At 41.5% G+C, this 12,595-nt stretch carries 13 protein-coding genes; 2 read left to right on the top strand and 11 right to left on the bottom strand.

What is annotated here, in order from left to right; all coding sequences use genetic code 11:
• Positions 1-8 precede the first annotated feature (8 nt).
• The 9 genes from KNP86_RS12840 to KNP86_RS12800 form a co-directional block, all read right to left on the bottom strand.
• On the bottom strand, positions 9-968 hold the full coding sequence (locus KNP86_RS12840) for a glycosyltransferase family 2 protein (RefSeq protein ID WP_214754755.1): 960 nt from the start codon (positions 966-968) through the stop codon (positions 9-11).
• Positions 958-2,160, bottom strand: coding sequence for an O-antigen ligase family protein (locus tag KNP86_RS12835; RefSeq protein ID WP_214754753.1), 1,203 nt, complete (start codon positions 2,158-2,160; stop codon positions 958-960). The genes KNP86_RS12840 and KNP86_RS12835 overlap by 11 nt, the downstream gene beginning before the upstream one ends.
• Before the next feature lie 72 nt (positions 2,161-2,232).
• The gene (gene gmd, locus KNP86_RS12830; protein ID WP_214754751.1) at positions 2,233-3,312 is read right to left on the bottom strand and encodes a GDP-mannose 4,6-dehydratase; all 1,080 of its coding nucleotides are present in this window, start codon (positions 3,310-3,312) and stop codon (positions 2,233-2,235) included.
• A 17-nt stretch (positions 3,313-3,329) separates the two neighbouring features.
• The gene (gene fcl, locus KNP86_RS12825) at positions 3,330-4,274 is read right to left on the bottom strand and encodes a GDP-L-fucose synthase (protein ID WP_214754749.1); all 945 of its coding nucleotides are present in this window, start codon (positions 4,272-4,274) and stop codon (positions 3,330-3,332) included.
• A gap of 19 nt (positions 4,275-4,293) precedes the next feature.
• Positions 4,294-4,995, bottom strand: coding sequence for a sugar transferase (locus tag KNP86_RS12820; protein ID WP_483298411.1), 702 nt, complete (start codon positions 4,993-4,995; stop codon positions 4,294-4,296).
• 53 nt (positions 4,996-5,048) lie between these two features.
• Positions 5,049-5,945: a UTP--glucose-1-phosphate uridylyltransferase GalU gene (gene galU, locus KNP86_RS12815; RefSeq protein ID WP_214754745.1), complete on the bottom strand. Its 897-nt coding sequence runs from the start codon at positions 5,943-5,945 to the stop codon at positions 5,049-5,051.
• 220 nt (positions 5,946-6,165) lie between these two features.
• Positions 6,166-6,933: a tyrosine-protein phosphatase gene (locus tag KNP86_RS12810; RefSeq protein ID WP_214754743.1), complete on the bottom strand. Its 768-nt coding sequence runs from the start codon at positions 6,931-6,933 to the stop codon at positions 6,166-6,168.
• A 14-nt stretch (positions 6,934-6,947) separates the two neighbouring features.
• On the bottom strand, positions 6,948-7,664 hold the full coding sequence (locus KNP86_RS12805) for a CpsD/CapB family tyrosine-protein kinase (protein ID WP_214754741.1): 717 nt from the start codon (positions 7,662-7,664) through the stop codon (positions 6,948-6,950).
• On the bottom strand, positions 7,657-8,376 hold the full coding sequence (locus KNP86_RS12800; RefSeq protein WP_214754739.1) for a YveK family protein: 720 nt from the start codon (positions 8,374-8,376) through the stop codon (positions 7,657-7,659). Before KNP86_RS12800 ends, KNP86_RS12805 begins: the two co-directional genes overlap by 8 nt.
• Before the next feature lie 195 nt (positions 8,377-8,571).
• Between KNP86_RS12800 and KNP86_RS12795 the strand changes: the two genes are divergently transcribed.
• Positions 8,572-9,804: a flagellar basal body-associated FliL family protein gene (locus tag KNP86_RS12795; RefSeq protein ID WP_214754737.1), complete on the top strand. Its 1,233-nt coding sequence runs from the start codon at positions 8,572-8,574 to the stop codon at positions 9,802-9,804.
• A 33-nt stretch (positions 9,805-9,837) separates the two neighbouring features.
• On the top strand, positions 9,838-10,854 hold the full coding sequence (gene galE, locus KNP86_RS12790) for a UDP-glucose 4-epimerase GalE (protein WP_214754735.1): 1,017 nt from the start codon (positions 9,838-9,840) through the stop codon (positions 10,852-10,854).
• Between the two features lie 23 nt (positions 10,855-10,877).
• On the opposite strand, the gene KNP86_RS12785 is transcribed toward galE, so the two are convergent.
• Complete coding sequence (locus KNP86_RS12785) at positions 10,878-11,228, bottom strand: hypothetical protein (protein ID WP_214754733.1); 351 nt, start codon at positions 11,226-11,228, stop codon at positions 10,878-10,880.
• 125 nt (positions 11,229-11,353) lie between these two features.
• Positions 11,354-12,553: an alpha-amylase family glycosyl hydrolase gene (locus KNP86_RS12780; protein ID WP_214754731.1), complete on the bottom strand. Its 1,200-nt coding sequence runs from the start codon at positions 12,551-12,553 to the stop codon at positions 11,354-11,356.
• Positions 12,554-12,595: the final 42 nt, after the last annotated feature.

Below are 12,595 nucleotides of genomic sequence, written 5' to 3'. Positions count from 1 at the left end.
TAAGTCACTCATTCCTTAGATCTAAACAAATAGTAAATTATTTTGATAATATCATAAATTTTTAGCTCTTTTATATATTCCCGTATTGTTTTATCGTTGATTAACTGTTTCAAAATTTCTTTGCCACTAAACGTTTGGCGTAGATTTTTTATGTTATAAATTAAGTTATTTTTTATGGTTTGATAATAAAATAGTGTTTTAATATTTTGATCAATATTTTGCTCAGGACAACAAACTAAATTTAATAGTGTATGGATAGATTGTAGTTGTTTAAAGTTATAGTTAGTTGTCAATGAATTATCATGTACATTATAGTTCGAAAGCTTCTTAGGTATAACCCCCACGTAATCATTTATAAACAAAGATTTGTACATAACTTCCAAATCTTCTCCATAAGATTTATTTTCTGAAAACATGACTGAATTAGAGATGAAATTTTCTTTACTAAATACTGTTGACCCTAACCAAAAACTTACTTTAGATTCGTTTATTTTTTTTAAAAAATCGACGTTCTTTATTAATGTATTGCTTGATAACTTTACTTGCCGACTTTCTTGTTTCAAATCATATTTACTCATCGTTGCTTTTATTTTATTATAATCACCGCAAAAAAAATTCGCTTTAGGCATATCTTTTATAGCATCTAATATCCATGCAACCGCATTTTTATTCAAATAGTCATCAGAGTCTACAAAATATAAATAATTACCTTTTGACAATTCAATTCCCTTATTTCTTGCAGAGCTTACCCCCAAGTTCTCCTGATGATATATCTTGAAATCAACTTTTTTAGAACACTCAAGTAACAATTTTTTCACAAGCTTTATGCTATCGTCTGAAGATCCGTCATCAATAAGGATTAATTCAAAACTTCGGTTTGTTTGATCAATTATAGATTGAATACATTTTTCAATATATAATTCGCTATTGTAAACTGGAACTATAATAGAAATTTTATTATGCTTCATTTTTGTATCCTTCCTCCAAATACTCATTACTTGATTGAATTGTGTAATTATAAACCAACACTTGAATAACATATATAATGGACATTGGATAAATTAAATCCACTTCAAAAATGTTGTTATATACCACCAATAAAATCAATAAGGTCCCAAGTGTTGAATATTTATTGTTCTCTCGTTTTACAAAAAGTCGCCACCATAACTTTATGAGAATTAATAGATATAGAATTAAGCCCACTAAACCTATAGATAATACAGTGTCGATTATACCGTTATGAGCATGAGTAGGATTAAAACCAATAGAATTAAGAATTGAAGTGGAATTTAAATATTCGTAACTCCAAAATGCTTGATAACCATAACCAAAAATAAAATTGTTATTTATATAATATTCTAATACGTTCCATATATATATCCTTCCTGTATAAGTTAAATCTCGTTCGAAAATGTTAACTATTATATATTGTAGCCAAATAGGAGGGGATAATACTAAGTAAAATGGTAACATAACAGCAATAAGCGAAATAAAGCTTATTAACTTCGCCGATTTGATTTTATTGAAAATATGAAAAACTAAAATTAAAAGTAATAGAATCCCTAAAGATCCAGAGTTTTTTGAAAGCAAAATAAATGAAGTTGATCCTATAAAGCAAAATAGATATCCCATTCTATACGATATTTTATTTGAATAATACATCAACCAATAAGAAAACAACGCAAAAATTGTCATTGCTTTTCCTAATCCATTTTTATGTGCGAATAACCCATGAAATACTTCTCCGTACCGTACATCATAAGTAAAAGAATCAACTATAGGAATAATATAAATAAATAAATTAATAAAAATAACAATTAACATGAAGTGAAAAGCATATTTAATAAACTGTGTAGTTTCATTAAATAATAATGTGAAAGATATTGTAAATAATAAGACTGACATCAGCATTATTGCAGAATTAAGAGTGACAGATGTATTTGCACTCCAGATCGTTGATAACATAATCCATATAATTAAATAAAAGTGCGATGAATAGAGATGTCTTTTTATTATTTTTTTATAGTTAAATAATATTATTAATATTCCTACTAATAGCATCCCTAGGGATGTATTCATGCCATTAAAATATCTATCAAAAAGAATTATTAAAAAGAAAGGAGTATAAACTAAATATATAAGAAAAAAATTAATTGACATGATTCACCTCGATTACGCCTTTATATAATTCTAAATACCTGTGATGATAAAAACATCACAGGTATTTAGAATTCAATCAAACATTTTTACAGTTTCTTTTTCTTTGTTAGTTTTTTTCAAATCGTGTTCGACCATTAATTTGACTAGATTTTCAAAAGAAGTCTTAGTCGGATTCCAACCTAATACTCGTTTTGCTTTTTCTGGAGTACCAAGTAATTGTTCTACTTCTGCAGGTCTAAAGAATTTTGGATCCACAGAAATTAGTACATCACCAGTTTCTTTGTTGATTCCCTTTTCTTCAATTCCTTCTCCAGACCACTCAATATCAATTCCTACATGCTTAAACGAAAGCTCTACAAACTCGCGAACTGTGTGCATCTCCCCTGTAGCAATGACAAAATCTTCAGGTTGATCATGTTGTAACATTAACCACATACACTCTACGTAGTCTTTTGCATATCCCCAATCACGAAGTGAATCAAGGTTGCCAAGTTTTAATTCTTTTTGTTTTCCTTGAGCAATCCGAGCTGCTGCCAACGTGATTTTTCGAGTTACGAATGTTTCACCGCGGCGTTCTGATTCGTGATTGAACAAAATCCCGTTTACTGCAAACATATTATACGACTCCCGATAATTCTTCGTGATCCAAAATCCGTACATTTTCGCAACGCCATATGGAGAGCGAGGATAGAATGGTGTTGTCTCAGATTGAGGAACTTCTTGAACTTTACCGTATAATTCCGATGTCGACGCCTGATAAATGCGAGTTGTTTCTGTAAGACCTAAGATACGAACGGCTTCTAAAATTCGGAGTGTACCAACTGCATCGACATCTGCCGTGTATTCTGGCACATCAAACGATACGCGTACATGAGATTGTGCTGCCAAGTTATAAATCTCGTGTGGCTTAATTTCAGAAATCAAACGAATCATATTTGATGTATCCGTAATGTCACCATAATGCAAATAAAAATTCTCATTGTTATACATGCTGCTCGCTTCGTCTTCATTCATAACGTCTTCAAGACGTTCTTGATTGTATGAAGAACTACGACGAATCACGCCATGCACTTCATAACCTTTCTCTAATAAAAATTCTGCTAAATACGATCCATCTTGACCTGTTACACCTGTAATTAATGCTTTTTTCAACTGTCCCACTCCTATATTTAAGCTTTATTTGATACTTTCATATTTTCTAGATACCAATCATATGCGCGTTGCACACCGTCACGTAATTCTATGTTTGCAGACCAACCCAGTCCATTGATTTTAGATGTGTCCACAAGTTTACGTGGTGTTCCGTCCGGTTTGGAAGTATCAAATGTTAATTCTCCATCAAATCCAACTACATCTTTAATCGTCTCAGCTAATTCACGAATAGTTACATCCTTGCCAACCCCAATATTCACAATTTCATCATCGTTATAATGCTTCATTAAAAATAGACAGGCGTCAGCTAAGTCATCTGAATATAGGAATTCACGCTTCGGTGTCCCAGTTCCCCAAATTTCTACTGAGTCTCTGTCTTGTTCTTTTGCCTCATGAAATTTGCGCATCAGTGCAGGCAATACGTGAGATGACTGTAAATCAAAATTATCATTCTCTCCATAAAGATTCGTTGGCATCGCCGAAATATAAGTTGTACCGTATTGTTTATTGTACGATTGACACATTTTGATTCCTGAAATCTTAGCTAACGCGTATGCGTCGTTTGTAGGTTCTAAGGGCCCAGTAAGCAAATACTCTTCTTTTAATGGCTGAGGTGCTAACTTCGGATAAATGCATGTACTTCCTAAGAACAACAACTTTGTAACATCATTTCGATAAGAAGCATCAATGACGTTGGTTTGAATCATCAAATTATCACGGATAAAATCAGCAGGGAATTCATTATTCGCAACAATGCCGCCAACTTTTGCTGCCGCCAAAAAAACATACTCCGGTTTTTCATTTGCAAAAAAATAATCGACTGCAGTTTTATCTCTTAAATCAAGTTCTTGACTTGTACGATAAATAAGATTCGTATACCCGTCTTTCTGTAAGCGACGTAAAATCGCTGATCCCACTAGTCCACGATGACCAGCTACATAAATCTTTGAATTTAAATTCATATTGAATCACAATCTCCTATCAGTAAGCATCTTTAGATCCTAATAATACTGTAAATGTTTTTATAATAATCATCAAATCCATCCAAATGGTTCTTGAATTAATATATAACAAATCGAGCTCAACCATCTCTATAAAGCCAATATTACTACGTCCACTTATTTGCCAAAGCCCTGTACAACCTGGTACAACTGATAAACGTTGCAAATCATAGGATGTGTACTCTGCAACTTCTCTTGAAAGCGGAGGCCTTGGTCCCACAAGCGACATTTCGCCTTTCAAAACATTCCACAATTGCGGTAGTTCATCTAAACTTGTCTTCCGAATAAACTTACCTACTTTAGTAACACGAGGATCGTTTGCCATTTTAAACATAGCGCCTGTCGTTTCATTTTGACTCAATAATGTTTCTAATTGTTTTTCTGCGTCTGATACCATCGAACGAAATTTGTACATTCTGAACGGTTGACCGTTTAAGCCGATGCGTTCTTGCGAAAAGAAAATAGAAGATTCTTTATCTTCTATTTTAATAATAATAGCTAATAATAGTAACAGTGGGCTGAGCATTAATAAACCTATAATCGCTCCTACCATATCAAGCAAGCGTTTTTGAATAAGGTAGCTGGATGGCGCTTGTTTAACCTGTACTACTGTTGCAATACGAATTGAATCATTTACATTGCGTGATGAGATTTCCTCTAATTCAGTAGCAGGAGGCAACATCGCAACAGCAGTTTCTTTCTGCATTGGGGTTTTATCATTCATTAGTAGTCAACTCACTTTTCGATGAGACTTAATCGATTTTCAAGCAACTCCAACATAAGTTTATGAACATCATCACCTAAATCTTCACGTTTCAAGGCGAATTCTAAAGTAGTCCGGATAAACCCAAGTTTTTCTCCGACATCATATCTTATACCATCAAACTCATAAGCAAATACACGTTGCATTTCATTAAGACGTGTAATAGCGTCTGTCAATTGAATTTCATTTCCAGTTCCTGGTTCTTGAGTCTCTAAATACTTAAAAATCTCTGGAGTAAATAAATAACGTCCCAAAATTGCTAGGTTAGAGGGTGCTGTTCCGGGGAGTGGCTTCTCGACAAATGACTTCACTTTATGTAAAGTTTCCGACACACTCGAGCTTAGATCCACAATTCCATAACGCTGAGTTTCTTCGTCAGAGACAGGTTGAACTCCAATGATTGAACTGTTAGTAATTTCGTATTGATTAATTAGCTGGCGAGTGCATGGCGTCTTTGCTTGAACAATATCATCTCCAAGCATAACTACAAATGGTTCGTCTCCGACAAAAGCTTTAGCCTGGAGTACCGCATGCCCCAGCCCCATCGGTTTTGATTGGCGAATAAAGTGGATGTTGATATTAGTAGTCTCTTCGACCAATTTTAGAAACTCGGATTTGCCTTTTTCAATTAGTATCTGTTCTAATTCAGGAACTGAATCAAAATGGTCTTCAATTGCTCTTTTACCTTTTCCTGTAACAATTAAAATGTCTTCAATTCCTGATTCTACAGCTTCCTCGATGATGTATTGAATCGTTGGTTTATCAACAATCGGTAACATTTCTTTTGGCATAGCTTTAGTTGCTGGTAGAAACCGTGTCCCTAGACCCGCTGCTGGAATAACTGCCTTTTTAACTCTCTTGCTTTCCATGAAGCTCCTCCTAATTGGATAAATATATATTCTATACCTGATTTATAAAAAAAAGGATTTAACTTACATCGTTTCAAAATTATAAACTAAGGGTATCACTTTCGACCTAATATAAAAACATTTGAGGAGTAAAATAAACCTAAAATCGTTCGACAGTTGTCGACAAAAGAATCATATTTTAAGATAAATTGTCAATAATTAGTCTTTAATAATAAGCAAATTATTTTTTCCATTTCCCTCGCCAGTTTTTCGTCGGTAATGTCGGCGGATCGATGAATACAAACTCATCCTTCATAATTGCTTCCGCATTGACTACGCAAGTTTCCCACTTGTCTTGACCAAGCTCTTCACGAACTGCCTTCTCGACTTCCTTCCAATAAAAAGTTCGGCGACCCGTACTATGAGCATCAGATGCGATTAAATGGCTGAGCCCGTTACGAAGAAAAGCGAATGCAAGCTCCTTCACGTTCTGACCGAACTCTCCGGTCAAACTACTCGTCGTAATCTGCGAAAGCGCACCAGACGAGACGAAGTCCATCAACCGTTTTGGGTTGGTTGCGAACTCTTTATTACGCTCAGGATGAGCGATAACTGGCGTGTAGCCTTCCGTTTGAAGCCCGAAAAATAATTGTTCAGCATAGGCAGGGACTGAGTCACTAGGGAACTCAACAAGCACATAACGTGATCCAGCAAGCGGTAACGCTTTACCTTGCTCTAACGATTCAACAAGATCACCAAAAATACGAATCTCTTGTCCAGCGTACAAATCGAGGTCAATCCCCTCTTGTCGTAAAACATTTTGCAATCGCGCAACAGCACTCGCTACATCGAGTTGGCTTGTATCAAACTGCGGGTGAAACGCGTGGGGGGTGACCACGATTGCAGTCACCCCTTCACTTACGGCGCGCTTCGCCATTTCGACCGCTTGTTCGACTGTTTCCGGACCGTCATCGACAGCCGGCAATAAGTGACAGTGGATATCAATCATGGCACGATCTCCTTTTATTCGTATGCGTAATAGTAATAATAATCGTCGCTGCCTTGTGGCTCACGTTTGTTCAAGACGACTCCGAGGATATGTGCCTCTGCGAGTGTCAATTGTTCCTTCGCTTTGACGACCATCTGACGATCTGATTTGTCGCAACCAACGACAAGAACGACACCGTCCACCTTGCGAGCCAAGAGGCGTGTATCCGCTACTTGCATCATTGGAGGTGCATCTAAAATGATGATGTCATAGTTCGTTTTTAGTTCTTCCAAAACGCGATCCATCATCTTCGAAGACAATAGTTCTGACGGGTTCGGTGGTATCGGCCCTGCTGCAATCAAATCTAAGTTTTCGACCTGAGTAGAGTGTGTCGCTTTTTCGACGGTCGTCTTTTTAGCTAAGACTGTTGAGAGTCCAATACCGTTTGACAGGCGGAATGTAAAGTGAGCTGTCGGACGGCGCATGTCGCAGTCCACTAACAATACTTTCTTTCCTTGTTGGGCATAGACAACAGCGAGGTTCGATGACGTTGTCGATTTCCCTTCACCTGACGAAGCTGACGTAATGACCATCGTTTGCAAGTCATCATCGACTGCAGTGAACTCTAGGTTCGTTCGAATCGTACGATATTGTTCTGAAATCGGTGACTTGGGTTTGTGGACCGTAATTAATTCCCGTCCAGTCTTATCGTATTTGATATGTTTACTCTTCTTTTTCCCGAACTTAAACATGGACTTGTTCACCTTTCATGTTAGCTTGACGTTGTTGACGCATTTCGACTTTATCAATGACGGGAATTGATCCGAGAACCGGGAGTTCCAAAATATTTTCAACGTCTTGTTCCGTCTTAATCCGGCGATCCAATACAACTTTAAGGAAAGCACTGGCAACACCAATCATTAATCCAAGCACTGTCGCGATTGCTGTATTCAATAGGATGTTTGGTTTAACAGGTAACATTGGGACTGATGCATTCGAAAGAACTTTAACGTTATCGACACTCATCAAATCCGGCACTTCTTTCGAAAAGACATCGCTGATTTCATTAGCAATATCAGCGGCAATAACCGGATTTGTATGTTGAACTTTAATATTAATAACTTGTGAGTTTTGTTCACTGTTGACTGTGATTAAATTTGCAATTGTATCTGGAGCCCCAATTACATTTTCTTGAACCTGTTCAAGAATAGCTGGGCTTTGAATAATGACACGATATGTGTTGACCAAGTTAATTGAAGATTGCACTTGACCTAAATCAATCGATTGTTCAGATTGTTTCGGTGCAACGAGAACCTGCGTTGACGCTTCATACGTCGGACTAATCACGAATGAACTAACTAAAAAGGCGATAAGCGCCGCGATGATTGCTAAACTTGCGATGAGCCATTTGCTCCGTTTTATGATGGAGAATAATTCTCCAAGGGAAATCGTTTCTTCTTTCATGCTCGTGTTTTCTCTCCTCTGTTCTCTAAATTCACTACTGGAAAAATTCCGCAGATAATATTTAACAATGCCAATACCAAAACATTATAGCAAAAATCCTCACAGTTGATGACCCATTTTTTAAAATTTGGGTTTTTTGGTATGTAAATCTGATAAACTTTGTTAGGAAGAACTTAACAAAAGGAGGAGACAATAGTGCACGTTAGTGAGCGCCTACTCCAGTTGTACGCAGATACGAATGCGGCAACACGTATAAAACTGCAAGATACCATCAAACAAAATTTAGGGGACGGAAAATCCTTAAGTATGTCCTTTGAAGAGTTGACCGGTGCAACGAAAGAATCGCTACCTACAGAAGAAAAATCGGCGGCTGATTTTGCTGCTTGGATTAAAGACGGCAAGAAAGATGCCATGTTTCTTCCATACTATGTGTCTTTACTCGAGATGCATGAGAATGTATTGAACAAAGAAGCGACGAGTACGCAATCGAATCCTATTGACAAGACAACGGTCAACGAGACGTCATCTATTGAAAAAACAGTCGTAATCGTTCCTGAACCAACCGTAGTCGAAGCTCCAAAAGTGGAAGAAAAACCATCCGCTCCGAAGCAACGTTATATGCCAGAAGCACCAGTCCCGTCACGGGCGGAACGGGCCAAGTATCAACGGACGATCGAACCGGCAAAACCACGCCGAAAATCCGGTAAGTGGATCGGTGTCCTTTTCCTCCTCGCTTTACTCATAGGAGGCGGCTATATCGGGTATCCATATGTAATGGACTTGTTGGAACCAAAACAAAAAGCCAATGTCGTCGAAGAAACACCGAATCCGGATCCTGAACCGGTCGTTCAAGAGCCGGAAACGAACTACGTCTGGCTCGCCTCGAAAAACGTTAATCTCGTTTCAGAGCCAAACGGCACGACGGTCACCTATATAGGAGATATCGGCGACCGCTATGAGATTTTGAAGGAACAAGATGACCATGTCGAAGTGAACTTGGATGGGACAACAGCATGGGTTCCGCTCGATTCGGTCACGACCGACTGGCCACCACGCGATTTGACCGACAGTGCTTTGCTCGACTGGGTGAACACGAACTTGAACAACGAATGGCTCGGCGAATCGGTTCCTAACTTCTTCGCCATGAATGAGGCAGCGCTCACGGAGACAATCGGCGCGCCTTACGGCCGAGAGACGGATGCGTTGAACGCCTATGCGTTCTATAACGGTGGGTTCTTCGTCATTCAACAGGACAAGGTGCACGCCATCGACTGGACGAACACACAAACGACACGCGAGGTATTCAGCCCGCTCGGCGAACCGGTCCTCGAGACGGACGATGCAGTCGTTTACGAGAGTGAGACGTATTCACTCCGCTTATTTGAAGGCACAAACGGACAGACCCGGGTGCGCTTGACGGAGAAATAATCAATAGAGGTATTTACGGAAGGGGTCATTCATGTGAACACTATTTTAGTCACAGGTGGTGCCGGTTATATCGGTACCCATACTGTCTTACAATTGCTTGAAACAGGTCACGACGTCATCGTCGTCGATAATTTATCAAATAGCCGTCGTGAGGCGCTCGATCGCGTCGAAGCGTTGACAGGGAAATCGGTCACGTTTTATCTCGGCGATATTCTCGACCGCGAACTGCTCGAACAAATCTTTTTGACGCACACGATCGATGCCGTCATCCACTTCGCTGGGCTGAAAGCCGTCGGCGAGTCGGTATCAGAGCCGCTCCGCTACTACGAGAACAACGTCGTCGGTACGACCGTCCTTTTAGAAGTGATGAACGCATTCGACGTGAAACGAATCGTCTTCAGCTCATCGGCGACCGTGTATGGCATGCCGGAACGGACACCGATTGACGAGTCGTTCCCGCTCAGCGCGACGAACCCATACGGGCGGACGAAACTGATGATTGAAGATATCATGCGCGACCTCGCTATCGCCGACCCATCATGGAGCATCGCTCTATTGCGCTACTTCAACCCGATCGGCGCCCATGAGTCGGGTCAAATCGGTGAAGACCCGTTCGATATCCCGAACAACTTGATGCCGTACATCACGCAAGTCGCCGTAGGGCGTTTGAACGAACTGAGCGTGTTCGGTGACGATTATGACACACCGGACGGGACCGGCGTTCGCGACTATATCCATGTCGTCGACTTGGCCGAAGGTCACTTGAAGGCGCTCGACTACGTCATGGACCACACTGGTGCCGAGGCGTTCAACCTCGGGACCGGGACCGGCTATAGCGTCCTCGACCTCGTCCAAGCGTTCGAGGCCGAGAGTGGAAAAGCTGTTCCGTACCAAGTGACACCGCGACGCCCGGGCGATATCGCCATGTGCTTCGCCGATCCATCGAAGTCGAAACGTGTACTCGGTTGGGAAGCGAAACACGACGTCCACGCCATGTGCCGCGACGCTTGGAACTGGCAATCGAACAACCCGAACGGTTATCGGGCATAAGAAAAACGGCTGACACGAGAACCTTAAGGTTCTTCTGTCAGCCGTTTTGTCATATCCACTTCAATGATTTCTGGTTCTTTGCCCGGTGTGACGAGCACCCCGAAGTCGAGAACGGCAATCACGATGGCGATGCCGGCGAGCGCCCACGCTGCGTCGAACGTGAACTCGCCGACGATGAAGCCGAACAAGACGAACGCCGCGAACGTCAAATAGTAGCCTTTGCGCCAGAGCATCCGGTACTCGGCCGCCACTTCACGATTGACGATATACAGGACGACGTAGCCAGCAAGGGCGATAAACAATGTTGCAAACATCCAATACAAGAACGATTGTAGCGTCATGCTGAAGAGATAGATGAATAGTGATTGATCCATCGGAATTCGCTCCTTAGGTGTATGTAGGATTTTGTCATGGAAATTCCTTCTATATCCATTCTCCTACCAAATGAATCATGAGTCAATACACCTAATTCACATAATTCGTTTTTGAATCAAAAGACCTATTCAGATTTCAGCCAAACAAACCCATACGCATCGAGCTCGATCGTCTCGATCGGCTCACCTGTGAACAGATTCGTTCCGCTCGCTTGCACAGTTACTGGCTCATTGCTGACGTTCGTATACAGCATAAGCGTCTCACCTTCAATCTTCCGCTCGACCGTAAAGACACGTTTATCGGACGTATCGATCCGCTGCGCCGCGTACGGCGAGAACGCCGGGTGCGTCCGTTTGACGTTCAACTGGCTGATGATGCCGGAGAACACTTGCAGGCGATACGGGTCCGTCTTCAGCTCTTGGATCAGCGCGTCATGGTCGACCGGTGTCTGCACACCGAGCAGGGTCCGGTAATCAACGGCCGGGATGCCTTGGAGCGAGAACAAGATGCTATGGGCGGCGAGAATCATGTCGACGCTCGGTTCGATTAAGTTCTTCTCGAACGGGTCACGTTCATGAATCGACAAGAAGTTGAAGTACGTCTTCCCTTCCTCGGGCGCCTCGATCCGGTTCGCCCAGTCGGACAGCTTCTTGGCGTCGCCTTGCGCGAAGGCGAGCATCGTGTGCGACGCGAGGTCGAAGTGACAAATCGCATCGGCGACGCTGATGTACGAGCCGAGTGCTTGGACGTCCCCTTCATAGGCGAGAATCAATTGGCCGTGCGGTTTATAGTGATGGAGTACCGCGTGCCACAGTTCGATGACGCGTTGGATGCTTTCTTCCGGCATCCCCCGGAACGACTGCACGTGGACACGCAGTTTCGTCGCGCCTTGGGCGAGCCGCTCGATGAAAGCGTCCGTCTCCTCGAGCAGATTGAACTGCAGCTCGTTATAGACATCGGGCTCGGTGTCATACATGAGCTCGAACTCATGCTTGAAGCGTCCGAGGTCCTCATATAATCGGATACGCGGATTGATGGCCGTATCGGTCGGTTTAGCCGGATATGGAAACAGCGAGACAAGATATAAGTCGCTAATCGACGCCTGGACGTGTTCCTTCAACAGGTCATGGAGCGCGTCCAAGTCCGGACTCCCATCCGTCGTGACGGCATTCGCGTCCATCATGAGCACGCTCGTCTTCTCGCTCACACCTTCCCCGTCATGCCAATGATGACCGTCCCACTTCGCAAACAGTTCTTGCCAGTCCTCTGATGTATGGTCGTCCTCTAATCGATTGATGATCGGTTCAACAGTTTCCCAAAGCATGTGATCCCTCCTCAGTGTCTCTTTATCAGTCCCACCGATACG

This window comes from Exiguobacterium sp. s16 (genome assembly GCF_018618115.1).
Taxonomy (GTDB): Bacteria; Bacillota; Bacilli; order Exiguobacteriales; family Exiguobacteriaceae; genus Exiguobacterium; species Exiguobacterium mexicanum_A.
The sequence above is the reverse complement of the archived record's forward strand: the minus strand, read 5'-3'. Positions and strand labels throughout refer to the sequence as shown.